The organism is Ectopseudomonas guguanensis (genome assembly GCF_900104265.1).
Taxonomy (GTDB): Bacteria; Pseudomonadota; Gammaproteobacteria; order Pseudomonadales; family Pseudomonadaceae; genus Aquipseudomonas; species Aquipseudomonas guguanensis.
Window position 1 is genome coordinate 1 of sequence record NZ_FNJJ01000001.1, and the last position, 24,871, is coordinate 24,871.

Sequence of the window (24,871 nt, forward strand, 5' to 3'; positions counted from 1 at the left end):
TCGCTGTCATCGCCATTCTGCAGCGGATGATCCAGCGGGCCTTGCAGCAGGAATTCGTAGCTGCCATCGGTACCCACCGTCAGGGTGAAGATGGTCTTACCGCCGGCTGTTGCCGTCAGGGTGGTGCCATCGACAGATACTGAATAGCTCAGCGCCTCACCACCCGACTTCAGCCCCAGGCCTTCCAGAGCCGTCAGGGCGCCGGTCTCGGTACTCAGCTTGAAGCCGCCACGCCCGTCGGCGCCGAAGTTCACCAGCGCATCCAGGGTGCCGGCACCACCGCTGACGCTCAGCACCTGCCCGCCGCCCTCGGCATTGCCGGGGGTCAGGGCGTCTTCATGCACCAGCCCGACCACGCGCGGGCCTTCGCCATCCTGCCCGGCCTGCACCGGTACGTCGTCTTCCACGTCGATGACGAAGGTACCCGCTGCAAAGCCGCCGACTACCGCATCGCCGTCGCCGTCGATGGCGATCAGCAAACCGGAGAAATCCAGCACCAGGCTGCTGCCGCCGAGGGTTTCGCTGTCATCGCCATCCTGGCGCAGATGATCCAGCGGCCCCTGCAGCGTGAACAGGAAGCTGCCGTCCGGATTGACCACCAGCGTGAAGACCGGGTTGCCGCCAGCGGAAGCGGTCAAGGTGGTGCCATCGGCCGAAACCGCATAGGTCAGCGGAACCCCTCCCGAGGTCAGCCCCTGACTGACCAGGGTATCCAGGGCCGCGGCACTGCCATCGAGGGAGAAACTGCCGCGGCCGTCGGCACCGAAATTGACCAGGGCATCCAGTGCGCCCGTTGCGCCTGCCAGGGTTGTGCTCTGCGGTGCGCCTTCGAAGTTGCCATTGCCCAGGGCATCCTCGTGAACCAGACCTGCGACCACTGGCCGCTCGTCAGACACACCGGCCTGCTCAGGCGTATCGTCGTTGACCCCCAGGGTCAGGCTGCCGGTAGCCGAATTGCCGATGCCATCGGTGATGACGTAGTTGAACAGAAGGAACAGGTCGTTCTCGCCGCTGCCGCCAGGCGGCGGGGCCGGATGATCGAGCGGGGCGAAAATGCTGAACTGATAGGTACCGGAGGATAGATCCGTCAGTTGCAGGCTGAATACCAGAACGTCCCCGGCGAAGGCGCTGAGGGTCAGGCCGTCGGCACTGACGCTGTACACCAGCGGTACGCCCTGAGAGGTGATGCCCAGGGCCGAAAGACCACCGGTGCTCCAAGTGAAGCTGCCGATACCGTTGGGACCGAAGCTGTAGCCCAGAGACCCGCTGACTATAGTGTCTTCGCCCGCGGCATCGTTGGGTCCGCCGGCAATGCCGCCAGGCAGGCCGTCCTCATCGACGATATTGCTGCTCTCCCCCGCGCTGGGGAAGCCGAGGATGGTCGGCGGTGCCGGATCGGGCGTGATGATCGGCTCGGCATCCGGAAACTCCGGCCCACCCGGCAGCCCCTGGGTGGGGAAGCCGATGACCGGATCCAGTGCGCCGCCCACCTCGCTGAGCAATACGAAGGAGTGGCCGCCGCCGGCGCCACCCGCACCACCGGCGCCAGCACCCGGACCGGCGGCCGTGGCTTCGCCTTCCTGGGTCGGGTCGACGCCGGCCTCGATGGCCGCCTGCAGGCGCTCGACATCGGTGAGGTCAGCATCACTGGGAGCGGCGGGAGGGGTTTCGGCGACCGGGGCTTGCGACTCACCGCGATAAGCGAGCATCTGCGCGTCGAGCATCATGCTGCTGTCGCGCCCAAGAGTCAGTTGCTGACCGTTGGTCATGGTGACGGCCACCGCGCCAGAGGCACCGGTTACCAGTTGCTCGCCGGCGTAGACCCGGTCTCCTTCGCTGATTGGCCGGCGCGATCCGTCGCTCGCTACCGCGAACACTTCGCCGACAACCTGACTGACGACACCAATGAGAGTAGCCATGATTCCATCCTCACTACAGCTGCCGACCACCGCCGACACGTACCTAGCGAAAGGGTCAGAACACCTGGCCGAAATCGAGGAAGGAACCCAGACAGCTGATTGAAATGGAACGGCGCACAATCCCGAAAAACGCTACTGACAAAAAAATGTCACTACAGCATGCGTCGCACTACTCCATCAGATGAATCCCCGCCCTTTTGGTGCCTGACTGCCCATTTCAGCTGCACAGCCCGCAGAAAATGCGGCCCCGGGCAGCTCATACCTTGAAACAATGTGCTGCTTTTCGCAGAGTTCATAAGATTTTTTCCGAATAAAGCTTGTGAGAAAAACATCTTAGCTCCTTCAAAAGTTGTTCTTATCTCTGATGTTACAAGCCTGAAACGGTTTCACAGGCAAAAACGCCATTTTTATGGCGACAGGATAAGAACTTCAGTCAGGAGAAACGCCGATGCGCACCTTAACCCCGCTATGGAGCGCCATGTTTTTGGCGACCCTTTGCAGTCAGGCGTACGCCATGAGTCTGTCGGAGGCGATTCAAAGCACACTGGACAACCATCCGGAAATTCACGCCGCTGCCAATAGCCGACTCTCGTCGGATGAGGATGTGAAATTCGCCAAGGGCGGCTACCTGCCCACCGTCGATCTGCTGGTCGGTTATGGTCGCGAGCGCACGGACAGCCCCAGCACCAGAGCGCTCGGCGATCACAACAAGGAGACGCTGAACTACCGCGATGCCGAGCTGCGCCTGCGCCAGATGCTCTTCGATGGCTTCAATACGCCCAACGAAGTGGCGCGCACCCAGGCCGTGGTCAACTCGCGTGCCTACCGCCTGCTCGGCACCTCGGAAAGCCTGGCGCTGCGCACCGTGGAGGTGTACCTGGACGTGCTGATGCGCCGCGAGATGGTCACCCTGGCCCGCAACAACCTGCAGGCCCACCAGCGCATCAACGACCAGATCGGCCTGCGCAGCCGCCAGGGCGTCGGCAGCACCGCCGACCTGGATCAGTCCGAAGCCCGCCTGGCCCTGGCGCAGAACAACCTCTACACCGAAGAGGTCAACCTGGCCGATGCCGAAGCCAACTTCTTCAGCGCCGTGGGCCGCCTGCCGGATCAGCTGGAGAGCCCCGCATCGGTCAAGGGCAACATGCCCGCCGACCTGCTGGCCGCCCGCCAGACGGTGATGAACAACAACCCCTTCCTGAAATCGGCACAAGCGGACGTCAACGCCGCCGAGAAGCAGTACGAGGTCGCCAAGTCGCCGTTCTATCCGCGCTTCGACCTGGAGCTGGCCACCACCGCCGACGACAACGTGCAGGGTGACGAAGGCCACTACAACACCTGGCGAGCTGCCGTGGTGATGAACTACAACCTGTTCAACGGCATGCGCGACAAGGCTCGCCTGCAGTCGGCCGCGCACCAGATCAACGAGTCGATGGACATTCGCAACAACGCCCTGCGGGTGCTCAACGAGAACCTCTCGCTGGCCTGGAACGCCATGGAAAACGCCCGCCTGCAAACCCCCAAGGCACGCGACTACGCGGACTACACCTCGCGCGTTCGCGAGGCCTATCAGCAGCAGTTCAGCCTGGGCCAACGCACCCTGCTCGACCTGCTCGACAGCGAAAACGAGCTGTTCACCGCCAACCGCCGCTACACCGAGGTTCGCTACAGCGAAGAGTTCTCGATGTACCGCGTCATCGCAGCCATGGGGGATCTGCTGCGCCAGCAACAGGTCGTGGTCCCGGCAGAAGCCGTAGCCCTCACCGAAGTGAAGAGCGAAGCACGCCTGCCGGACATGAAGTAGACCGGCTCGCAAGGCCCGCACGTCAGCGGGCCTGACGAGCAGCAGAGGGCTGAACAGGCTCCCAGGAGTAGTAGAAATTGACCACCATGGAACGGCCAGGGCAGGCCAGCGATCCTCGGCTCAGTCATGACGATCCGCTGCTGGATGGTTTGCTGATCCTCTGCAGGCTGCACGGCTGCCGCGCCAGTCGCGGCAGCCTGAGCGCCGGCCTGCCATTGCCGGCCCAGCGCCTGAGCCCCGATCTGCTGCCCCGCGCGGCGGCACGCGCGGGGTTGCAGGGCCGTCTGCTGCAACGCGATCTGGCCAGCATTTCCCCGCTCAATCTGCCCGTGCTGCTGCTGCTCAAGGATGGCCGTAGCGCCGTGCTGCGCCAGTGGGGACCGAAGCAGCAGGCGCAGATCCTGCCCTGCGAGACCGACGGAGGTGAACAATGGGTCAGCCGCGAGCAACTGGCCGCCGAGTACAGCGGCCAGGCGTTCTTCGCTCGCCCGCGGCACGAGCTGGAGGAAGCCCGCACGCCGCTGGTGCCGCGCATCGACGCCTGGTTCCGCGACACCCTCAAGTTGTCGCGCTGGCTCTACACCGACGCCGTGCTGGCCAGCCTGCTGATCAACCTGCTGGGTCTGATGGTGCCGCTGTTCGTGATGCAGACCTACGACCGCGTGGTGCCCAACCAGGCCACCGCGACGCTCTGGGTGCTGGCCATCGGCCTGTTGATCGGCACCGGCTTCGAGCTGCTGCTGAAGGTGCTGCGCGCGCATCTGCTTGACACCGCCGGCAAGAAGACCGACGTGGTGCTCTCGGCCACCCTGTTCGAACGTATCACCGGCATGTCGATGACGGCGCGACCGGCAACCATCGGTGGCTTCGCCCAGAGCATTCACGATTTTCAGGGGCTCCGCGATTTTCTCACCGCGGTCACCCTCACCAGCCTGATCGACCTGCCCTTCTCGCTGCTGATGTTGCTGGTGATCTGGCTGATCGGCGGGCCGCTGGTGTTCATCCCGCTGCTGGCCTTCCCCATCACCGCGCTGTTCGCCTTCCTCATCCAGGTGCGTATGCGCGACACCGTGCAAAGGAGCCTGCAGCTCGGTTCGCAACGCCAGGCGCTGCTGATCGAGACCCTGGGCGGGCTGGAAACGCTGAAGGCCTGTGGGGCGGAAAGCGAGCGCCAGCACCAATGGGAGCAGACCCACGGTGCCCTGACCCGCCTGGACGGCCACGCCAAGTTCCTCGCCGCGCTGGCCACCAACGGCACCCTGTTCCTGCAGCAGTTCGCCGGCATGGCCACCATAGTCGCAGGGGTCTACGCGATCATCGCCGGCAACCTCAGCGTCGGCGCGCTGGTGGCCTGCTACATGCTCGGCAGCCGCATTCTCGCGCCGCTCGGGCAGATCGCCGGGCTGATCACCCGCTATCAGCAGGCGCGCCTGACCATGACCAGTACCGATGCGCTGATGGCCCTGCCCCAGGAGCGTCAGGACAAGCAGCGGCCACTGGAACGCACCCAGCTCAAGGGGGCGCTGGAGGTGCGCCAGATCAGCTTCACCTACCCGGGCCAGAACGCGCCGGCGCTGAACAACGTCAGCCTGCGCCTTGCCGCTGGCGAACGCCTCGGTATCATCGGCCGCAGCGGCTCGGGCAAGAGCACCCTGGCGCGACTGCTGATGGCCTTGTACAGCGCCGACGAGGGGCAGATCCTGCTGGATAATCTCGATTTGCGTCAGCTCGATGTCGCCGACCTGCGCCACCAGATCGGCTACGTCGCCCACGACCTGCCGCTGCTGGCCGGTAGCCTGCGCGACAACCTCACCCTCGGCGCCCGCTACGTCAGTGACGCGCGCATGCTCGAAGTTGCCGAACTCACCGGTGTCGTCGACCTGGCGCGCCAACATCCGCAGGGGTTCGACCGGCCGGTGGGCGAACGCGGCCAACTGCTTTCCGGCGGCCAGCGCCAGGCCGTGCTGCTGGCCCGGGCACTGCTGCTCGACCCGCCGATTCTGGTGCTCGACGAGCCCACCAGCGCCATGGACAACACCAGCGAAGACCTGCTGCGCCAGCGCCTGCACAAGTGGGTGCAGGGCAAGACGCTGATCCTCATCACCCACCGCGCCTCCATGCTCAGCCTGGTCGACCGCCTGGCCGTGCTGGACAACGGCCATGTGGTGGCGGATGGGCCGAAGGAGGCCGTGATCGAAGCCTTGCGCAAGGGCCGTGTCGGCCCGGCCAGCCTGTAGGAGCGCCCTGCCATGCAAGCCACTCAGAGCCTTGGCGATTACTTCGGCAGCCTGCGCGAGAAGCGCCAGGACACCGAATTCATGCCGGAAGTGGAAGGCGCCATTCTGGAGGATTCCCCCTGGCTCAGCCGCGCCACCGTCTGGGTGGTCAGCGCCTGCCTGCTCGCGGCGCTGGTGTGGGCGCACTTCGCGGTGCTCGAAGAGGTCACCACCGGCGAGGGCAAGGCCATCCCGTCGAGCAAAGTGCAGGTCATTCAGAACCTCGAAGGCGGCATCGTCAGCGAGATCTTCGTTCGCGAAGGCCAGGTGGTGGACAAGGGCGATACGCTGCTGAGGCTGGATGACACCCGTTTCCTATCCAATCGTGGCGAAACCGAAGCCGATCGCCTGGCACTGATGGCCCGCCTGGAAAGGCTCAGCGCCGAAGCCGAGGGGCGCGAGCCCAGGCTTCCGGAACAGATCACCCAGGGCGCCCCGCAACTGGCCGAAGACGAGCTGGCCCTGTACCGCTCCAGGCAGCAGCGCCTGAAAAGCGAGCAGCGCACCCTGGGCGAGCAGTTGCGTCAGAAGGAGCAGGAACTTGCCGAATTTCGCTCCAAGGCACAGCAGTACCGCTCCAGCCTTGGCCTGCTGCAGCAGGAGCTGAACATGTCGCAGCCCCTGGTGGCCTCCGGGGCGATCTCCCAGGTCGAGGTACTGCGCCTGCGCCGCAGCCTGGTGGAAGTGCGCGGCTCGCTGGAAGCCACCAACCTGGCGATCCCCCGCGCCGAAGCGGCGATGAGCGAAATCAGGAGCAAGATGGACGAATCCGAGCTGAGCTTCCGCTCGGAGGCCTTCAAGCAGCTCAACGAGGTACGCACCGAGCTGCAGAAGATCACCGCCACCAGCGTCGCCATCGAGGACAAGGTCACCCGCACCACCGTGACCTCGCCGGTACGCGGCGTGATCAAGCAGCTCAAGGTCAACACCATCGGCGGCGTGGTGCAGCCCGGCAGCGACATGCTGGAAATCGTGCCGCTGGACGACAGCCTGCTGATCGAAGCCAAGGTACGCCCGCAGGACGTGGCCTTCCTCCACCCCGGGCAGAAGGCCATGGTCAAGTTCACCGCCTACGACTACACCATCTACGGCGGGCTCAAGGCCAACCTGGAGCTGATCAGCGCCGACACCATCAGCGACGAGGAAGGCAACAGTTTCTACCTGATCCAGGTGCGTACGGAGAAAAGCCACCTGGGCAGTGAAGAGCACCCGTTGCTGATCATCCCCGGCATGATCGCCACCGTGGACATCATCACCGGCGAGAAAAGCGTGCTGGCCTACCTGCTCAAACCCGTACTCAAGGCCCGCTCCGAGGCCATGCGCGAGCGTTGAGGCCGGTGCGCACGTAGGGTGCGCCATGTGTTCACCAGCTCTATCGGAAAACGCTCTGGTGCGCGCGGCGCACCCTACGTGACCCAGCGCGTAGCCCGGATGAAATCCGGGATTGATCGTCGAGACGCAGAACCTCCCCGGATTGCATCCGGGCTACGCGCTGATCATCCCCGGCATGATCGCCACCGTGGACATCATCACCGGCGAGAAAAGCGTGCTGGCCTACCTGCTCAAGCCCGTGCTCAAGGCGCGCTTCGAGGCCATGCGCGAACGTTGAGACCGATGCGCACGTAGGGTGCGCCATGTGTTCACCAGCTCTATCGGAAAACGCTCTGGTGCGCGCGGCGCACCCTACGTGACCCAGCGCGTAGCCCGGATGAAATCCGGGATTGATCGTCGAGACGCAGAACCTCCCCGGATTGCATCCGGGCTACGCGCCGAAGCGCTACCCTAGGGTGCGCCGCGCGCACCTCATCAGCGCTGATGGTTGCGGATGAACACGTCCTGCCCCATCGCTGCGATCTGCCCTTCGATCAAGACATCGAAGGGCCGCAGCAGCGCGTCGAAACGCTGTGGTGCTTCCAACACATCCAGTGCGGCAGCGATCGCCTCGATGGTCGACAGCGCCCCCTCCTGCGGCGCCTTGCGCAGACGGTAGCGCGACGGCGCGACGGTGCCCAGACTGACCCGCGGCAAGGCTGCCAGCACCGGATTGAGGTACAGCAGTTTGCGCGCCTTGCGCCAGGTGCCGTCGGGCACCACCAGCAGCAGCGGCTTATCCGCCGGCGCGTAAGCGCTCAAGGCGACGGACTCTTCGCCGGGAAACAGCAGGCAGGCCCGGTAGTCGGGCTGGGCGAGCAATTGCGGCAGGTCCTCGAACACCTCGCCGACACGCAGCTCGGCATTGCGCAGCCCAAGCGCAGCCAGGCGCGCGGTATTGAGCGCATGATCGACCTCGCTCGGGTGCTGCAGGATGAGCACGCGGGTACGGCTGTCGAGTTCGGGAATCAGCGCGCACAGGCAATGGCGCAGTGGGCGCTGACAACGGGGGCAGGATGGACGGGGCATGCCGCGCAGTGTGCCACGAAGCCTGCAAGGCCGAAACGACGGCTGAAAAAAGCACAGGGGCCCCGTGCCGCGGCGAAGCTTTTGCTGCGCGCTGCGTGCCCGGTCGCATTGGCTGCGGGGGTGACCGCTGCGGGCCGGGCAATCAGACCGTGGGAGGGGCTTTAGCCGCGACTCGGCCATTGCCGGCTCGTCGCTGAAGCACCTCCCACAAACTGCTCAGCATCAGCGGTTGAAGCGCTCCGCCAGGCTGTGCAGGTAGTCGGCCATTTCCTCCAGCTCGCGGCTGATGGCCGCGCCCTGATGCGCCTGCCCGGCACTGTGGTCGGAAAGTTGTGCGATACGGGTGATCTGCCGGCTGATGTCGTCGGCCACATGGCTCTGCTCTTCGGAAGCCGCCGCCATCTGCTGGCTCATGCCGGTGATGCGCGTCACCGCCGAGCTGATGCCCTCCAGCGCATCGCGCACCGATTCCACGCTCTGCACGCTGCCTCGGGAAATCTCCTCACCCTTGCCCGCCGTCAGCACCGCACGCTCGGCGCCTGCGCGCAGGTCCGAAATGATCTGGTGGATCTGTTCGGTGGACTGGCGCGTGCGCGACGCCAGCGAACGCACCTCATCGGCGACCACCGCGAAGCCGCGGCCCTGCTCCCCGGCCCTTGCGGCCTCGATGGCGGCATTGAGCGCCAGCAGGTTGGTCTGCTCGGCGATCGAGGTGATCACGTCGGCGACGCTGCCGATGGACTGGGTGGAGTTGGCCAGCTCGTTGACCGCCTGACCGATATCGTTGACGGCCTTGGCCATCTGCCGCATGGAGTCGAGACTGCCCACGGCCAGGTCACGCCCCTCGCGTGCCAGACGATCGGCCTCCTCGGCGGCGTGCGAGGTGTTCTGCACGTTGTGCGCGACCTCCTGAATGGTCGCCGCCATCTGGTTGATGGCGGTTGCCGACTGGTCGGTCTCGGCCCGCTGCTGATCGAGCAGCTGCGCGCCGGAGCGCGACAATTCGGCGGACTGCGTAGCACGTTTCTTGACGTTCTCGCCGGCATCTTCCAGGCGCGTCAACGCCGTCTGCAGACGCGCCTCCTCGCTGAACATCGCCATGTCCAGCAATGCCTGGGCGCCACGATTGTCGCTGTAGGTCAGCGCCACCAGATCGCTGGTGAAGGCCTTGGGGTGTTCTTCGAGGGTACGCAGGATCAGCGCTCGGCTTCGGTGTAGCTGATACCCCCCCAGGGCAATCATGATGGCGAAGGTGAAGGCGATCAGCGCAGCGCCACTGAGCAAGGACTCGGCGAGCAGAATGATCGCCGCGGCCAGGATCAGGGACCAGGATCTGGTCAGGCTGTACGTCCAGCGTTCCAGGAGCGGAACGGCCGGCTTGCCGTCACGCAGGCGGGCATAGAGGGCTTCGGCACGGCGTTTTTGCGCCTGCGTCGGCAATGAGCGCACCGACTCGTAGCCGGACACCCGGCCGTTCTCGTAGATCGGCGTGACGTAGGCGCTGACCCAGTAGAAGTCGCCATTCTTCGAACGATTCTTGACGATGCCCATCCAGGGCTTGCCCTGCTTGATGGTGTCCCACATGTGGCCGAACACCGCTGGCGGCATGTCCGGGTGGCGCACGATGTTGTGCGGCTGACCGATCAGCTCCTCGCGGGTGAAGCCGCTGATCTCCACGAAGGCGTCGTTGCAGTAGGTGATCTTGCTGTTGAGGTCGGTAGTGGAGATCAGGCGTTCTTCCGCGGGGAAGGTTCTTTCCCGCTGAGTCACGGGCAAATTCTGGCGCATCGAGGCTTCCTGTTCGAGATGAGTGTGGGGCATACACATGAAACATGAATAAGTACTAGCACAAGGCTATGCGCCTGCTAGGCAGTGCATGACCTACTTTCGCAGTACAAGACGACGCTGTTTCAGATCTGATTCAGCTGCGTCTTGAGCAGGTCGCGAAAGGTCTGGATCAGCGGCTCGCGGCTTCGCCCGCGACGCAGGATGAGGGAGAACGGCGCCTGGTAGCCGAAGGTGGTGGGTAGCAGCACCTTGAGCCGTTTCTGCTCGACCCAGGGTTGCGCGTAATGCTCCGGCAGATAGCCGACGTAGGCGCCGGAGAGCACCAGAATCAGCTGCGCCTCCATCGACTCCACCGTGGCCGCACTGTGCTTGAACCCATGCCGGGCCAGCTCCGCCTGGCTCCAGTAGCCGCGGCCGACCATGCGTTGCTGGGTGATCACCTCGGCGGGGATGCGGCGCTGCTCGTACAGCGAGTGGCGCTCGCTGCAGTACAGCCAGTGCTGCTCGCGATACAGCGGCTGGTAGACCAGGCCGTTCATGCGCGTGGAGAAGGCGCCGATGGCCAGGTCCAGACGGTTGTCCAGCACCGCCAGCTGCAACTCGTACGGGCTCATTACCGACAGGTGCAGATGCACACCGGGGTGCTCCTGGCTGTAGGCACCGATCACTTCGGCCAGCGGCAGTGCCGGGTCGCTTACCGTGGAATCGAGCACGCCAAGGTTAAGGGTGCCGCGCAGCTCGCCCTTGAGCGCCGCCGAGTAGCGCTCGAAGCCTTCCAGCTCGCCGAGCAGGCGCAGGGTTTCCTGATGGAACAGCTCGCCCTTGCTGGTCAGGCTGAAGCCGCCACGGCCGCGATGGCAGAGCACGATGCCGAGCTGGCTTTCCAGCTGGCTCATGTAGGTGCTGATGGCCGAGGTGGACAGGTTCAGCTCCTGCTGCGCGGCGGCGAAGCCCTGGTGGCGTACCACGCTGGCAAAGATGCGCAGCAGTTTCAGATCAGGCAATTGGCTGGTCATGGTGTTCTCGACGGCAATGGAACAGCGGTGCGCACGGCCCACCCTACGCCACCTGTAGGGTGCGCCGCGCGCACCACTCTATCCCGCCGGCAATTAGTTTAGAAATCTCTGAACTAAGTTTTTGCCCCTGCCGATTTTTCCCTGAAGGTGCCTGGCCAAGAATCCGGCCAACGATTCCTACAACCACAACAACCGTGAGGCCTTCCCATGGACAAGGTTTTCCATCAGCCCCTGGGCGGCAACGAAATGCCCCGCTTCGGCGGCATCGCCACCATGATGCGCCTGCCGCATATCCAGAGCACCGAGGAAAAACGCCAGCTCGACGCCGCCTTCGTCGGCGTGCCGCTGGACATCGGCACCTCGCTGCGCTCCGGCACCCGCTTCGGCCCGCGCGAGATTCGCGCCCAGTCGGTGATGATCCGCCCGTACAACATGGCCACCGGCGCCGCCCCCTTCGACTCGCTGAACGTGGCCGATATCGGCGACGTGGCGATCAACACCTTCAATCTGCTCGACGCCGTGCGCATCATCGAAGAGGCCTACGACGAGATCGTCGAACTCGGCATCAAGCCGCTGACCCTGGGTGGCGATCACACCATCACCCTGCCGATCCTGCGTGCCCTGCACAAGAAGTACGGCAAGATCGGCCTGGTGCACGTCGATGCCCACGCCGATGTCAACGACCACATGTTCGGTGAGAAGATCGCCCACGGCACCACCTTTCGCCGCGCCCAGGAAGAAGGCCTGCTCGACAGCCAGCGCGTGGTGCAGATCGGCCTGCGCGCCCAGGGCTACACCGCCGAGGACTTCAACTGGAGCCGCAAGCAGGGCTTTCGCGTGGTGCAGGCCGAGGAGTGCTGGCACCAGTCGCTGGCGCCGCTGATGGCCGAAGTGCGCGAAAAGGTCGGCGGCGGCCCGGTCTACCTGTCGTTCGACATCGACGGCATCGACCCGGCCTGGGCGCCCGGCACCGGCACCCCGGAAATCGGCGGGCTGACCACCATCCAGGCGATGGAGATCATCCGCGGCTGCCAGGGCCTGGATCTGATCGGCGGCGATCTGGTGGAGGTCTCGCCGCCCTACGACACCACCGGCAACACCTCGCTGCTCGGTGCCAACCTGCTCTACGAAATGCTCTGCGTGCTTCCGGGGGTTCAGCGCCGCTGACCGCCGGCTTTTATTGCTCCGCCCGGGCGCCCAACGAAGCGCCCGGTACATACAACAACAATCAAGGTGCCCAGATGAATCGCGAAGAAACCATGCCGCTGCTGGACGACCAGCCGCCGGCCGACACCTCCTACAGCTTGCGCCAGCTCTTGATCTTCCTGATCCCCTCGCTGCTCGGCGTGCTGCTGTTTCTCACCCCCATCGTCTACGAGGAGAAGGTCACCATCGGCCTCGGCGTGATGGCCGACGCACTCAAGGCCATGGTCAGCGATCAGCTGCCGGCCATCGCCACCGCCCTGCTGCTGTTCTCCGCCGCCCTCGGCTTGCTCGGCAGCCTGCTCAAGCCCAGGTGGCTCACCGAACGCCGGGCGCTGAATGACCTGTTCGTGCTGCATCCGCTGTGGCTGGGCCTGCGCGTGCTCGGCGCGCTGTTCGCTGCCATGACCTTCTGGCAGTTCGGCCCGGAATGGATCTGGAACGCCAACACCGGCGGCGTGGTGCTGAAGGACCTGGCGCCGGTGCTGATCACCTTCTTCCTGGTCGCCGGCCTGATCCTGCCGCTGCTCACCGACTACGGCCTGATGGAGTTCTGCGGCACCCTGGTGCGCAATGTGTTTCGCAAGGTCTTCGGCCTGCCCGGGCGCTCGGCCATCGACGCCATCGCCAGCTGGCTCGGCTCCGGCACCGTCGGCGTACTGATCACCGCCCAGCAGTACCAGAAGGGCTTCTACAGCGCGCGGGAAGCAGCGGTGATCGCCACCAACTTCTCCATCGCCTCGATCGCGTTCAGTCTGCTGATCACCAGCTTCATGAAGCTCGATCACCTGTTCGTGCCCTTCTATCTCACCGTGGTGGTCGCCGGCCTGGCCGCCGCCATCATCACCCCGCGCATCCCGCCGCTGTCGTGGAAGAAGGACGACTACGTCGCCGGCGTCGGCAAGCAGATCCGGGAAGACGTGCCGGCTGGCACCTCGCTGCTGCGCTGGGGCCTGCTGCAGGCAGTCAGACGCGCCAACGCCAACCCCTCGCCGGCGCAGATGGTCAAGATCGGCGTGCACAACGTGGTCGACATCTGGCTGGGTCTGCTGCCGCTGGTGATGGCCATCGGCACCGTTTCCCTGGCGATCGCCGAGTTCACCCCGATCTTCAACTGGCTGTCCTACCCCTTCGTGCCCCTGCTCGAGCTGCTGCAGTTGCCGGAGGCGGCCAAGGCGGCGCCGGCCATGCTGGTGGGCTTCGCCGACATGTTCCTGCCGGCGGTACTGGGCAAGGGCATCGAAAGCGAGCTGACACGCTTCGTGGTGGCATGTGTGTCGCTGACCCAGCTGATCTACATGTCCGAAGTCGGCGTGCTGATCATCAAGGCCAAGCTGCCGCTGAACCTGCTGGAGCTGTTCGCCATCTTCATCATCCGTACCCTGATCACCCTGCCGATCATCGCGCTGATGGCGCACTGGATCGTCGGCTGATGCCAGGAGAAATGACCATGACCACCTGTGGCGAATTTCTCGTCAGGCAACTCGAGGCCTGGGGCGTCGACACCGTGTTCGGCATTCCCGGCGTGCATACCGTGGAGCTTTACCGTGGCCTGCCGGGTAGCGGCATCCGCCATATCACCCCGCGCCACGAACAGGGCGCCGGCTTCATGGCCGACGGCTATGCCCGCGTCTCCGGCAAGCCGGGGGTGTGCTTCATCATCACCGGCCCGGGGATGACCAACATTCTCACCGCCATGGGCCAGGCCTACGCCGACTCGGTCCCCATGCTGGTGATCTCCAGCGTCAACGAGCGCGCGCGCCTCGGCCTGGGCAAGGGCTATCTGCACGAGCTGCCCAACCAGCGGGCAATGACCGCGGGCGTCACCGCCTTCAGCCATACCCTGATGAGCGTCGAGGAGCTGCCCGGCGTGCTGGCCCGCGCCTTCGCCGTGTTCGAGGGCGAGCGGCCGCGGCCGGTGCATATCGAGTTGCCGCTGGACATCATCACCGCCGACGCCACCCATATGGCCGTGGCGCCACGGCCGACCGTGCGCCGCCCGGCGCCCAACCGCACGTTGATCCGCGAAGCCGCCGGCCTGCTCAAGCAGGCCGAACGCCCCCTGCTGCTGCTCGGTGGTGGTTGCGTCGCCGCCGAAGCCGAAGCGCGCGCCCTGGCCGCCGCGCTGGATGCACCGACCGCGCTGACCATCAACGCCAAGGGTCTGCTGCCGCCGGGCCACCCGCTGCTGCTGGGCAGCAACCAGTCTCTGCGCCCGGTGCGCGACCTGGCGCTGGAGGCCGATGTGGTACTGGCCATCGGCACCGAGCTGGGCGAGACCGACTACGACGTGGTGTTCGACGGCGACTTCCGCCTGCCCGGCCGGCTGATCCGCATCGACATCGATGCCCAGCAGCTGCAGCGCAACTTCACCCCGCACCTGGCGATCCAGGGCGATGCCCGCGTGGCCATGCGCATGCTGCTGGCCGAGTGCAACCCCGGCGAACCCCGTGCGGACAGCCCCGGCGCACGACGCACCGCCGCCGTGCAGGCACGCCTGAACGAGGACTTCAGCGGCTGGGCGCATTACCGCCAGCTGTTCTACTGTATCCTCGATGCCCTGCCCGATGCCCGCTTCGTCGGCGACTCGACGCAGACCGTGTACAGCGGCAATCACCTGGTGGAGCTGGACGGCGCGCGGCGCTGGTTCAACGCCTCCACCGGCTACGGCACCCTCGGCTACGGTCTGCCGGCGGCCATCGGCGCCAAGCTGGCCGAGCCGCAGCGCCCGGTGATCAGCCTGATGGGCGACGGCGGCATCCAGTTCACCCTGCCCGAGCTGGCCAGCGCCGTGGAAGCGCGGGTCGGCATCATCGTGCTGCTGTGGAACAACGCCGGCTACGGCGAGATCAAGCGCTACATGCAGCGCCGCGACATCGAGCCGATCGGCGTCGACATCTACACCCCGGACCTGCTGGCCATCGCCCGCGGCTTCGGCTGCGCCGCCGAACGAGCGCGCGACCATGCGCATCTGGCCGAGCTGCTGCGCAGCGCGCCGCAGGATCGCCCGCTGATCATCGAAGTACAGGAGGCCGCGCCCTTTCATCCCTGAACCTATTGATCGCGGCTAAAGCCGCTCCCACAAGAACGGAGTACCTCGTGGGAGGGGCTTTAGCCGCGACATCCCGCCCCGGGATTGCATCCGGGCCACGGACATAACCACAAGATTCAGCTGTATCACTGACTGCCGTTCGACCAATACCAACAATCAAGTATCGGGGAGTCGTTCCATGTTCAAGCATCTCAGCCAGCATTTCGGCCAGGACGGTCTGGCCCCAACCGACAAGGGCCATCGCAGCCTCGGCCTCGGCGGTACCACCGCCCTGTGGCTCGGCGCCAACGTGGTGGTCACCACCATCCTCACCGGCATGCTGCTGGTGCCGGATCTGAAATTCACCCAGGCCATGCTTATCGTGCTGATCGGTTCGGGTATCGGCATTCTGCCGCTGGTGCTGGTCGGCCTGATGGGCCAGCGTTCGGGCCTGACCACCATGGTGCTGGCGCGCGGCAGCTATGGTGTGCACGGCGCCAAGCTGCCGTCATTGGTCAACCTGCTGACCCTGCTGGCCTGGAGCTGGATCCAGGCGCTATTGGCCGGCATGAGCCTGAACTATGCGGTGGAGCACCTGACCGGCTACTCCAACCTGCCGCTGTTCACCATCCTCTGCGAGACTCTGGTACTGCTGATCGCCCTGCGCGGCCATCTGGGCATCGAGCGGGTCGAGCGCTGGGCCGCCATCGGCATGCTCCTGCTGGCCGGCGCGGTGTTCTACGTGATGGGGCAGAAGTTCGAGTTCGCCAGCCTTTTGGCCATGCCTACCGAGCCACGTAACGAGATCAGTCCCGGGATCGCCTTCGATATCGTCATCGCCACCGCGTTCTCCTGGATTCCGCTGGCCGCCGACTACAACCGCAACTGCCGCAGCCAGGGCGTGGCGGCGGTCGGCACCTGGGTCGGCTATGTCGCGGCCACGCTGCTGGCCATGGGCCTGGGCGCCACCGTGTCGGGCTTCTCGGTACTCACCGGCATGGAGCAGACCTACGACCCGGCGGTGCTTCTTGCAGGCTTCGGTTTCGGTCTGCCGGCGGCCATCGTGGTGTTCCTCTCGGTGATGACCACCAACGTCATGTGCGTCTACAGCGCCTCGCTGTCATACCTCAACATCAGCCCGAACACCCGCTTCTGGAAGCCGGCGCTGTGCATCGGCGTGCTGTCGATCCTGGGTTCGCAGATCCCCGGCATTCTCGACAACTTCCAGAGCTTTTTGCTGGTGATCGGCAGCGTGTTCATCCCCGCCTTCGCCGTACTGATCGCCGACTACTTCCTGATTCACAAGGGCGACTACGCGGTGGACGAACTGCTCAGCGAAGATGGCGGCCGCTATCGCTACCTGAACGGCTTCAACCCGGCCGCCTTCGTCGCCTACGGCCTGGGCGCCGTGCTGGCCTACTACTGGGGCTGGGTCTCGCCGCTGGCCTGGGGCGCTTCGCTGCCGGTGTTCCTGATCACCGCCGCCAGCTACGCCGTGCTGCGCCGCTGGGTGCTGGTGCCACGGGCACAGCTGGCGTAGCACGGCCAATTGAACGAGCAAAAAGAGCCGGTGCGCACGGCGCACCCTACGAGACTGGTAGCGGAGGCGCAGCTGGCGTAGCGTGATGAGGAGCGCGGCGGGTTGCATCCGCCCTATCGGAAACGACGCCCCGTAGGGCGGGTGCAACCCGCCACCGAGGCCACCTCGGGATGCGAGCCCGGTTTGAGGAACCATCATGAAAATCGTCAGCCGTGACCGCTGGTTCGAGGTGCAGCACCGCCACGATGGCATCTGCCTGATCCACGAGCCCTACGTGCGCCCCTTCTATCGCTGCAACATGTGGCATGTGCAGGGGCGCGTGCATGACGTGCTGATCGATTCGGGCTCGGGGCTGGTCAGCCTGCGTGAGCAATTGCCATGGCTGACCGAAAAACCGCTTATGGCGGTGGCCAGCCACTGCCACTTCGACCATATCGCCGGGCATCACGAGTTCAGTGAGCGCCTGGTGCATCCGGCCGAGGCCGACATCCTCGCCGCGCCGGACGGCGCCAATACCCTGGCCACCGATTTCGTCGGCGACGAGATGTTCGAGGCGCACCCGGATTGCCCGCTGTGCTACGCCGAATACCGCGTACGGGCTGCGCCGGCCACGCGCCTGATCGAGGATGGCGACGTGCTGGATCTGGGGAATCGGGTCTTGCAGGTGCTGCACACGCCCGGCCACTCACCGGGCGGCATCAGCCTGTGGGAAGCGCAGACGCAGACGCTGTTTTCCGGCGACATCCTTTACGACGGCCCGTTGATCGAGGACGCCTACCATTCGAATCTCGAGGATTATGCGCGCAGCCTGGCGCGCCTGCGCGAACTGCCCGTGCGCACCGTGCATGGCGGGCATTTCGCGAGTTTCTCGGGGCAGCGGATGCGCGAGCTGATAGACGCCTGGTTCGACGTCCATCGGCTCCCGTAGGGGGTCAGCGGCGCTGATGGGCTTCGCGACGCAGGCGTTGCTGTTCGGCTTCGCTGATACGAATCGGCTGAGGTTGCGGGACCAGGCCAAGGGCCTGCAGCAGGGCTTGCAGTTGTTCTTGCAGCTTGGCGAGCATGGGTACGACCTCCTGCCAAGTAGATGAAAGAGCCAGCGCGGTGGGCTCCCCTATCAGATTAGGCCCGCCGCAGCGGATTTCAACCGGACCGGGTCAAATCACCGGACTCTTGCGCCGATAGGGAAACACGTCGATCACCTTGCCTGCGCGAATCGCCTCCTGCAATTGTTTCCAGTAATCGGCTTCATAGAGATTGCCGTGCAGCTGGCTGAACAGCCGGCGCTGCTTGATATCGGCGAACAGGAATGGCGGAAACTCCTCGGGAAACACGTCCATCGGCCCCACCGAATACCAGGGTTCGGAGCTCATCTCGTCCTCGGGGAAACGCGGCGGCGGAATGCGCCGGAAGTTCACTTCGGTGAGAAAGCAGATCTCGTCATAGTCGTAGAACACCACGCGGCCATGGCGAGTGACGCCGAAGTTCTTCAGCAGCATGTCGCCTGGGAAGATATTGGCGGCCGCCAGTTGCTTGATGGCCAGGCCGTAGTCGTCCAGCGCCTCGCGTACCTGGGCCTCGCTGGCGCCTTCAAGATAGAGGTTCAGCGGCGTCATGCGCCGCTCGGTCCAGCAGTGCCGAACCAGCACGGTGTCACCCTCCACCACCACGGTCGAGGGCGCTACTTCCAACAGTTCGGCCAGGCATTCGGGCTCGAATTTGGCCTTGGGGAAACGGAAATCGGAAAACTCCTGGGTGTCGGCCATGCGCCCAACCCGGTCGACGCTTTTCACCAGGCGGTACTTCTCGATCACCGTGTTGCGGTCCACCGTCTTGGCGTGGGCGAAGCGGTCCTTGATGATCTTGAACACGGTATTGAAGCCCGGCAGGGTGAACACGCTCATGACCATACCGCGCACTCCGGGGGCCATGATGAAGCGGTCGTCGGTGCTGGCCAGGTGGCCAATCAGGGCGCGGTAGAACTCGGACTTGCCGTGCTTGTAGAAGCCGATCGAGGTGTACAGCTCGGCGACGTGCTTGCCCGGCAGGATGCGCTTGAGAAAGCCGACGAACTCGGCTGGGATCGCCACGTCCACCATGAAGTAGCTGCGGGTGAAGGAGAAGATGATCGACACCTCCGCCTCGTCGGTGATCGCTGCATCGGCCTGGATACCCTGCCCTTCGCGGTGCAACAGCGGAATCGCCAGTGGCCACTGCTCCTCGCGGGTGTAGATGCGCCCGATCAGGTAGGCGCCCTTGTTGCGATACAGCACCGAAGAGAACAGCTCGATGCACAGCTGCGGGTCCTTGCATACCCAGTCCGGCAGGCTGGCGCGCAGTTGCTCTTCCAGACGCTGCAGGTCGCGCGGCAGGTCCTCGTAGGGCACATCGAAGCGGTAATCCTCGAAGATCGCCTGCAGCGCCTGATGCAACTCGCCGGCTGGCCGGTAGCTGCGCGTCTGCGCGGCGCTGGGCTGGTTGCGCAGCGAGGGCCGGGTGGTATGGATGAACATGCAGCCATCGCTGATCAGGTCATGGCTGAACAGGCTGCAGAAGATCGAGTTGAACCAGGTTTCCGCCAGTTCGTCGTCGAAGCGCAGGTCGATCAGGGCGATATAGGCACTCTTGACCAGCGGCCACTGGCCCACCTCCAGCAGCGAAGCATCGAACCCTTGCAGCAGGCGCTCGCGGGTTTCTGCGACCTTCTCTTCGTACAGGTTGATGCGCGCCGCCGAGGCCTGCTGCGCCTCCTGCCACTGCGCCCGCTCGAAGCGCATGCGCGCGCCATCGGTGATCAGGCGAAAGTGCTCGCGATAGTCGTCGAAGCCATCGAGGATCAGGCGAGCGATCTCGCCGGCCGGCCATTGTTGCCCCATGGAAGTGCCTCGCAAGGAAATGAGTGAAGCGAGCTTAGCCGCAAAGTCGGTCAAACGTAGCCCGGATGCAATCCGGGGACTATCACCCGGTCTTCCCGGATTTCATCCGGGCTACGGGTTGGCACAAACCTTGTTCGAAAGTGCAATGCGGATTGCCAGAACCCCGCCCAGCGGCAACACTCTCGGCCCCATCCTGACGGATATACCGCCTTGCGTACCGCCGATCTGCTTCGCCTGCTGCTGCTCGCCGCCATCTGGGGCGCCAGCTTCCTGTTCATGCGCGTTGCCGCGCCCATACTGGGCAGCATGCCGACCGCCTTCTTTCGCGCCAGCTTCGGCGCGCTGGGCCTGCTCGCGCTGCTCGTGCTGCTGCGCAGCGACTGGGACTTTCGCGGCAAGCTGCGCATCTGCCTGGGCCTGGGCGTGATCAACGCCGGCCTGCCTTCGGCCATGTACTGCCTGGCGGCGCTGATCCTGCCGGCCGGCTACTCGGCGATCTTCAACGCCACCACGCCCCTGATGGGCGTGCTGATCGGCGCGCTGTTCTTCCATGAGGGCATCACCCCGAGCAAGGCGGCGGGCGTGTTTCTCGGCCTGCTCGGCGTGGCGGTGCTGACCCGTACCGGGCCGGTGGCATTCGACCTGCAACTGCTGCTGGGTGCAGGTGCCTGCCTGGTGGCCACCACCTGCTATGGCTTCGCCGGCTTTCTCACGCGCCGCTGGATCGGCCAGCAGGGCGGCCTGGACAACCGCCTGACCGCCTTCGCCAGCCTGGTCGGGGCCAGCCTGTTCCTGCTGCCATTGTTCGCCGGCAGCCTGGCGCTGCAACCACCGCCGAGCTGGGGCGGCATCGAGGTATGGCTGTCGCTGGCCGCCCTCGGCCTGGTCTGCACGGCGTTCGCCTATGTCCTGTACTTCCGCCTGCTGGCCGATATCGGGCCGATCAAGGCCAGCACCACCACCTTCCTGATTCCGCCGTTCGGCGTATTGTGGGGCGCCCTGCTGCTGGGCGAGCCGCTCAGCTGGGACTACCTGCCCGGCTGCGTGCTGATCGCGTTGGCCCTGTGGCTGGTAGTCAGGCCTGGCGTGAGCAGAGCGTAGCCCGGATGAAATCCGGGAGACAGGCGGTGAAAATTCCCGGATTGCATCCGGGCTACAGACTGATAGTCAGGCCAAGCACCGCCAAAGCCTAGAGGCCTTGCGGAACCACGAACCTGTAGGAGCGGCGCCCCGCCGCGAATCTGGGCAGCGCGAAATTGAAAAGCTTCGCCCCGGGGCGGGGCTCCTACGAAAGCAGCCCGGATGCAATCCGGGGAGCAGGCGGCGTGACTCCCGGATTGCATCCGGGCTACGGGCTGGTGGCTTGATCAGGCACCGCCAAAGCCTAGAGGCCTTGCGGAATCACGAACCTGTAGGAGCGACGCCCCGCCGCGAATCTGGGCTGCGCGAAATTGAAAAGCTTCGCCCCGGAGCGGGGCTCCTACGAAAGTAGTCCGAATGAAAATCCGGGGCGCAGGCGGCGTGACTCCCCGGATTGCATCCGGGCTACGGGCTGCTGGCTTGATCAGGCGCCGCCAAAGCCTGAACGGCGGTGCGCACGGCGCACCCTACGGCCGAGTCGGCCGGGGCGTGGGGGGAACGCGCTTCATTGATCCACCAGAACAGTGGATGTGAAAAGCGACATCAACGCCCAGCTCCGCCTGTAGCCTGTAGCCTGCAGCCGCTCTTACTGCTGCAGCTCCTGCTCGGTGAACAGGTCGCTGAACAGCATGCTCGACAGGTAACGCTCGCCGGAGTCCGGCAGGATCACCACGATGGTCTTGCCGTGCATCTCCGGTTTCTCGGCCAGGCGCACCGCCGCGGCCATCGCCGCGCCGCAGGAGATGCCGCAGAGAATGCCCTCCTCGCGCATCAGGCGCAGGGCCATGGCCTTGGCGTCCTCGTCGGCCACCTGCTCGACCTGGTCGACCATCGCCAGATCGAGGTTCTTCGGCACGAAACCGGCGCCGATACCCTGGATCTTGTGCGGCGCCGGCTTGACCTCGTCACCGGCCAGGGTCTGGCTGATCACCGGCGACCCCACCGGCTCCACCGCCACCGAGAGGATCGGCTTGCCCTGGGTCTGCTTGATGTAGCGCGACACCCCGGTAATGGTGCCGCCGGTGCCGACACCGGCCACCAGCACGTCGATGGCGCCTTCGGTATCGCGCCAGATTTCCGGGCCGGTGGTCTTTTCATGGATGGCCGGGTTGGCCGGGTTCTCGAACTGCTGCGGCAGGTAATAGTCGGGGTTGGCGGCCACCAGTTCGTTGGCTTTCTCGATGGCGCCCTTCATGCCCTTGGCCGGCTCGGTCAGCACCAGCTCGGCACCCAGGGCCTTGAGCACCTTGCGCCGCTCCAGGCTCATCGAGGCCGGCATGGTCAGCACCAGCTTGTAGCCGCGTGCCGCAGCGACGAAAGCCAGGCCGATGCCGGTGTTGCCCGAGGTGGGCTCGACGATGGTCATGCCCGGCTTGAGCACGCCGCGCTCCTCGGCGTCCCAGATCATGCTGGCGCCAATGCGGCACTTGACCGAATACGCCGGGTTGCGCCCCTCGATCTTGGCCAGGATGGTCACGCCCTTGGGGCCCAGGCGGTTGATCATCACCAGCGGCGTATTGCCGATGGCCTGGGCGTTGTCTGCGAAAATGCGGCTCATGGTCCCTTCCTTAGCGGGTGGATGACGAACAGGGACATCAGCCTATGCCTGGGTGCGGCAGCAGTCCAGCCGAACAGATCGGCGCGGGTGCAGTCCATCGAAGATACCTGCCCTGACAGACGCTGATTATGAAACGACGCTACAGCTGGCCCCTCAAGGCCTTGCTCATCCTGGCTCTGCTGCTGATCACCGCGCAGCTCGCGCTGCCCTGGCTGATCCGTGACTACCTCAACGACAAGCTCGCCGACATGGGCGACTATCGCGGGCACATCGGTGATATCGACCTGGCCTGGTGGCGCGGGGCCTACCGCATCAACGACCTGCGCATCGTCAAGACCAGCGGCGACGTGCCGATCCCCCTGCTCGAGGCTCCGCTGATCGACATCTCGGTGAGCGGGCCGCCGCTATGGCGCGAGCGAGCGGTGGTAGCCGAGGTGTACTTCGAACGACCGCAGCTGAACTTCGTCGATGGCGGCGAGAACGACCAGGCCGACCAGACCGGTGCCGGCACCGACTGGCGCGATCAGTTGAACAAGCTGCTGCCCATCACCCTCAACGAACTGCGAGTGATCGACGGGCGCGTCACCTTTCACAACTTCACCACCAGCCCCAAGGTGGAACTGAGCGCGGACGAGGTCAATGCCAGCCTGTACAACCTCACCAATGTCGGTGACGAGCCGGGTGATCGGGTCGCACACTTCGAAGGGCGTGCGCTTCTGCTCGATCATGCGCCGCTGGAAGCCGAGGCGGCCTTCGACCCGTTCGAGCAATTCGAGGATTTCGAGCTGCGCCTGCGCGCGCGGGATATCGACCTGACCCGCTTCAATGACTTCGCCCGAGCCTACGGCCGCTTCGACTTCAAGCGCGGCAATGGCGACCTGGTGATCGAGGCACAAGCCGACAACGCCCAGCTCAGCGGCTACATCAAGCCCTTGCTGCGTGACGTCGAGGTGTTCGACTGGGAGCAGGACGTCGAGGACGAAGACAAGGGTGTCCTGCGCTCGCTGTGGGAAGCCATAGTCGGCGGCGGCGAGACCCTGCTGAAGAACCAGCGCCGCGACCAGTTCGCCACCCGCGTCGAACTCAGCGGTAACGTTCACGACCAGCAGACCAGCGCCTTCCAGGCCTTCGTCGCGATCCTGCGCAATGGCTTTGTCGAAGCCTTCACGCCCCGCTACGAACGCCCGCCACCCCAACAGGACGAGGGCTGAGCCGTAGTCGAAAGCTGCGGTGACCGCCCATTCAGTGACTGAATACTGCGTCTGCGTTCACAGCCACCGGAGCTGCGCGTTATAGTCGCGCTCTGAATTTCTGCTGCGGGCCGCCCGCGTTACCGTTCCGAGGATTTTCCGATGAAGTTCGAAGGCACCCAGTCCTACGTCGCCACCGACGACCTCAAGCTCGCGGTCAACGCCGCCATCACCTTGCAGCGCCCGCTGCTGGTCAAGGGCGAGCCGGGCACCGGCAAGACCATGCTCGCCGAGCAACTGGCCGACGCCTTCGGCGCCAAGTTGATCACCTGGCACATCAAGTCCACCACCAAGGCGCACCAGGGCCTCTACGAATACGATGCGGTCAGCCGCCTGCGTGATTCGCAGCTAGATTCCGACAAGGTCCACGACGTTCGCAACTACATCAAGAAGGGCAAGCTGTGGGAGGCGTTCGAGTCCGACGAGCGCGTGATCCTCCTGATCGACGAAATCGACAAGGCCGACATCGAGTTCCCCAACGACCTGTTGCAGGAACTCGACAAGATGGAGTTCTACGTTTACGAGACCAACGAGACGATCAAGGCCAAGCAGCGCCCGATCATCATCATCACCTCGAACAACGAGAAGGAGCTGCCGGACGCCTTCCTGCGCCGCTGCTTCTTCCACTACATCGCCTTCCCGGATCGCGACACCCTGAAGAAGATCGTCGACGTGCACTACCCCAACATCAGCGGCGAGCTGGTGGCCGAGGCGCTGGACGTGTTCTTCGACGTGCGCAAGGTGCCGGGCCTGAAGAAGAAGCCCTCGACCAGCGAGCTGGTGGACTGGCTCAAGCTGCTGATGGCCGACAACATCGGCGAAGCCGTGCTGCGCGAACGCGACCCGACCAAGGCCATCCCGCCGCTGGCCGGTGCCCTGGTGAAGAACGAGCAGGATGTGCAGCTGCTCGAGCGCCTGGCCTTCATGACCCGCCGCGCCAGCCGTTGAGAGGCTTGTCTCCCCTCTCCCGCTTGCGGGAGAGGGGCCGGGGGAGAGGGTAGCCGGCTGCGTCGATACGGTCTGAAAAGCCCCTCTCCCTAACCCTCTCCCATGAATGGGAGAGGGAACCG

At 65.0% G+C, this 24,871-nt stretch carries 19 protein-coding genes; 12 read left to right on the forward strand and 7 right to left on the reverse strand.

Going from position 1 to position 24,871, the window contains the following annotated elements; all coding sequences use genetic code 11:
* Positions 1–1,919 (reverse strand): retention module-containing protein (locus tag BLS61_RS00005; RefSeq protein WP_139205520.1); only part of this gene is annotated, 1,919 nt, incomplete at its 3' end.
* Between the two features lie 448 nt (positions 1,920–2,367).
* Here BLS61_RS00005 and BLS61_RS00010 point away from each other — a divergent pair.
* The 4 genes from BLS61_RS00010 (at position 2,368) to BLS61_RS23600 (ending at position 7,608) form a co-directional block, all read left to right on the forward strand.
* Positions 2,368–3,723, forward strand: coding sequence for a TolC family outer membrane protein (locus BLS61_RS00010; protein ID WP_090425625.1), 1,356 nt, complete (start codon positions 2,368–2,370; stop codon positions 3,721–3,723).
* Positions 3,724–3,809: 86 nt separating this feature from the next.
* Positions 3,810–5,960: a type I secretion system permease/ATPase gene (locus BLS61_RS00015; RefSeq protein WP_090426847.1), complete on the forward strand. Its 2,151-nt coding sequence runs from the start codon at positions 3,810–3,812 to the stop codon at positions 5,958–5,960.
* Positions 5,961–5,972: 12 nt separating this feature from the next.
* The gene (locus BLS61_RS00020) at positions 5,973–7,331 is read left to right on the forward strand and encodes an HlyD family type I secretion periplasmic adaptor subunit (RefSeq protein ID WP_090425628.1); all 1,359 of its coding nucleotides are present in this window, start codon (positions 5,973–5,975) and stop codon (positions 7,329–7,331) included.
* Between the two features lie 112 nt (positions 7,332–7,443).
* Positions 7,444–7,608 carry a hypothetical protein gene (locus BLS61_RS23600; RefSeq protein WP_167358690.1) on the forward strand — a complete coding sequence of 55 codons (165 nt, stop codon included), beginning with the start codon at positions 7,444–7,446 and terminating at the stop codon, positions 7,606–7,608.
* A gap of 197 nt (positions 7,609–7,805) precedes the next feature.
* Here BLS61_RS23600 and BLS61_RS00025 read toward each other — a convergent pair whose 3' ends face one another.
* The 3 genes from BLS61_RS00025 to BLS61_RS00035 form a co-directional block, all read right to left on the reverse strand.
* Positions 7,806–8,399, reverse strand: coding sequence for a tRNA-uridine aminocarboxypropyltransferase (locus tag BLS61_RS00025; protein ID WP_090425630.1), 594 nt, complete (start codon positions 8,397–8,399; stop codon positions 7,806–7,808).
* A 222-nt stretch (positions 8,400–8,621) separates the two neighbouring features.
* A complete protein-coding gene (locus BLS61_RS00030) occupies positions 8,622–10,187 on the reverse strand; it encodes a methyl-accepting chemotaxis protein (protein WP_090425633.1) in 1,566 nt (521 codons plus the stop codon).
* Between the two features lie 122 nt (positions 10,188–10,309).
* Positions 10,310–11,203, reverse strand: coding sequence for a LysR family transcriptional regulator (locus BLS61_RS00035; RefSeq protein ID WP_090426849.1), 894 nt, complete (start codon positions 11,201–11,203; stop codon positions 10,310–10,312).
* Between the two features lie 207 nt (positions 11,204–11,410).
* Between BLS61_RS00035 and speB the strand changes: the two genes are divergently transcribed.
* The 5 genes from speB (at position 11,411) to BLS61_RS00060 (ending at position 17,905) form a co-directional block, all read left to right on the forward strand.
* Positions 11,411–12,370, forward strand: coding sequence for an agmatinase (gene speB / locus BLS61_RS00040; protein ID WP_090425636.1), 960 nt, complete (start codon positions 11,411–11,413; stop codon positions 12,368–12,370).
* Between the two features lie 74 nt (positions 12,371–12,444).
* Complete coding sequence (locus BLS61_RS00045) at positions 12,445–13,839, forward strand: YjiH family protein (protein ID WP_090425639.1); 1,395 nt, start codon at positions 12,445–12,447, stop codon at positions 13,837–13,839.
* A gap of 17 nt (positions 13,840–13,856) precedes the next feature.
* Positions 13,857–15,458, forward strand: coding sequence for a 5-guanidino-2-oxopentanoate decarboxylase (locus BLS61_RS00050; RefSeq protein WP_090425643.1), 1,602 nt, complete (start codon positions 13,857–13,859; stop codon positions 15,456–15,458).
* A 178-nt stretch (positions 15,459–15,636) separates the two neighbouring features.
* The gene (locus BLS61_RS00055) at positions 15,637–16,977 is read left to right on the forward strand and encodes a purine-cytosine permease family protein (protein ID WP_090425646.1); all 1,341 of its coding nucleotides are present in this window, start codon (positions 15,637–15,639) and stop codon (positions 16,975–16,977) included.
* Positions 16,978–17,173: 196 nt separating this feature from the next.
* A complete protein-coding gene (locus tag BLS61_RS00060) occupies positions 17,174–17,905 on the forward strand; it encodes an MBL fold metallo-hydrolase (protein WP_090425650.1) in 732 nt (243 codons plus the stop codon).
* A gap of 4 nt (positions 17,906–17,909) precedes the next feature.
* Here BLS61_RS00060 and BLS61_RS23955 read toward each other — a convergent pair whose 3' ends face one another.
* Both BLS61_RS23955 and aceK read right to left on the reverse strand, forming a co-directional pair.
* Positions 17,910–18,041 (reverse strand): PA1414 family protein, encoded by a 132-nt coding sequence (locus BLS61_RS23955; RefSeq protein WP_279615155.1) that lies wholly within the window; start codon positions 18,039–18,041, stop codon positions 17,910–17,912.
* Positions 18,042–18,134: 93 nt separating this feature from the next.
* A complete protein-coding gene (aceK, locus tag BLS61_RS00065) occupies positions 18,135–19,853 on the reverse strand; it encodes a bifunctional isocitrate dehydrogenase kinase/phosphatase (RefSeq protein WP_090425652.1) in 1,719 nt (572 codons plus the stop codon).
* A 210-nt stretch (positions 19,854–20,063) separates the two neighbouring features.
* Between aceK and BLS61_RS00070 the strand changes: the two genes are divergently transcribed.
* Positions 20,064–20,954 (forward strand): DMT family transporter, encoded by an 891-nt coding sequence (locus tag BLS61_RS00070; protein WP_090425655.1) that lies wholly within the window; start codon positions 20,064–20,066, stop codon positions 20,952–20,954.
* A gap of 625 nt (positions 20,955–21,579) precedes the next feature.
* Here the strand turns inward: BLS61_RS00070 and cysK are convergent.
* Positions 21,580–22,551: a cysteine synthase A gene (gene cysK / locus BLS61_RS00075; protein WP_090425658.1), complete on the reverse strand. Its 972-nt coding sequence runs from the start codon at positions 22,549–22,551 to the stop codon at positions 21,580–21,582.
* Positions 22,552–22,679: 128 nt separating this feature from the next.
* Here cysK and BLS61_RS00080 point away from each other — a divergent pair, with 128 nt between their 5' ends.
* Both BLS61_RS00080 and BLS61_RS00085 read left to right on the forward strand, forming a co-directional pair.
* Positions 22,680–23,762 (forward strand): DUF748 domain-containing protein, encoded by a 1,083-nt coding sequence (locus BLS61_RS00080; protein WP_090425661.1) that lies wholly within the window; start codon positions 22,680–22,682, stop codon positions 23,760–23,762.
* A 141-nt stretch (positions 23,763–23,903) separates the two neighbouring features.
* Positions 23,904–24,749, forward strand: a complete 846-nt coding sequence (locus BLS61_RS00085; RefSeq protein ID WP_017362874.1) for an AAA family ATPase — start codon at positions 23,904–23,906, stop codon at positions 24,747–24,749.
* Positions 24,750–24,871 lie beyond the last annotated feature (122 nt).

Excerpts from the sequence above, each read along its gene's own strand:
- BLS61_RS00010 (WP_090425625.1), top strand. The coding sequence starts at position 2,368 with ATGCGCACCTTAACCCCGCTATGGAGCGCCATGTTTTTGGCGACCCTT.
- BLS61_RS00015 (WP_090426847.1), top strand. The coding sequence starts at position 3,810 with ATGGAACGGCCAGGGCAGGCCAGCGATCCTCGGCTCAGTCATGACGAT.
- BLS61_RS00020 (WP_090425628.1), top strand. The coding sequence starts at position 5,973 with ATGCAAGCCACTCAGAGCCTTGGCGATTACTTCGGCAGCCTGCGCGAG.
- BLS61_RS00025 (WP_090425630.1), bottom strand. The coding sequence starts at position 8,399 with ATGCCCCGTCCATCCTGCCCCCGTTGTCAGCGCCCACTGCGCCATTGC.
- BLS61_RS00030 (WP_090425633.1), bottom strand. The coding sequence starts at position 10,187 with ATGCGCCAGAATTTGCCCGTGACTCAGCGGGAAAGAACCTTCCCCGCG.
- BLS61_RS00035 (WP_090426849.1), bottom strand. The coding sequence starts at position 11,203 with ATGACCAGCCAATTGCCTGATCTGAAACTGCTGCGCATCTTTGCCAGC.
- speB (WP_090425636.1), top strand. The coding sequence starts at position 11,411 with ATGGACAAGGTTTTCCATCAGCCCCTGGGCGGCAACGAAATGCCCCGC.
- BLS61_RS00045 (WP_090425639.1), top strand. The coding sequence starts at position 12,445 with ATGAATCGCGAAGAAACCATGCCGCTGCTGGACGACCAGCCGCCGGCC.
- BLS61_RS00050 (WP_090425643.1), top strand. The coding sequence starts at position 13,857 with ATGACCACCTGTGGCGAATTTCTCGTCAGGCAACTCGAGGCCTGGGGC.
- BLS61_RS00055 (WP_090425646.1), top strand. The coding sequence starts at position 15,637 with ATGTTCAAGCATCTCAGCCAGCATTTCGGCCAGGACGGTCTGGCCCCA.
- BLS61_RS00060 (WP_090425650.1), top strand. The coding sequence starts at position 17,174 with ATGAAAATCGTCAGCCGTGACCGCTGGTTCGAGGTGCAGCACCGCCAC.
- BLS61_RS23955 (WP_279615155.1), bottom strand. The coding sequence starts at position 18,041 with ATGCTCGCCAAGCTGCAAGAACAACTGCAAGCCCTGCTGCAGGCCCTT.
- aceK (WP_090425652.1), bottom strand. The coding sequence starts at position 19,853 with ATGGGGCAACAATGGCCGGCCGGCGAGATCGCTCGCCTGATCCTCGAT.
- cysK (WP_090425658.1), bottom strand. The coding sequence starts at position 22,551 with ATGAGCCGCATTTTCGCAGACAACGCCCAGGCCATCGGCAATACGCCG.
- BLS61_RS00080 (WP_090425661.1), top strand. The coding sequence starts at position 22,680 with ATGAAACGACGCTACAGCTGGCCCCTCAAGGCCTTGCTCATCCTGGCT.
- BLS61_RS00085 (WP_017362874.1), top strand. The coding sequence starts at position 23,904 with ATGAAGTTCGAAGGCACCCAGTCCTACGTCGCCACCGACGACCTCAAG.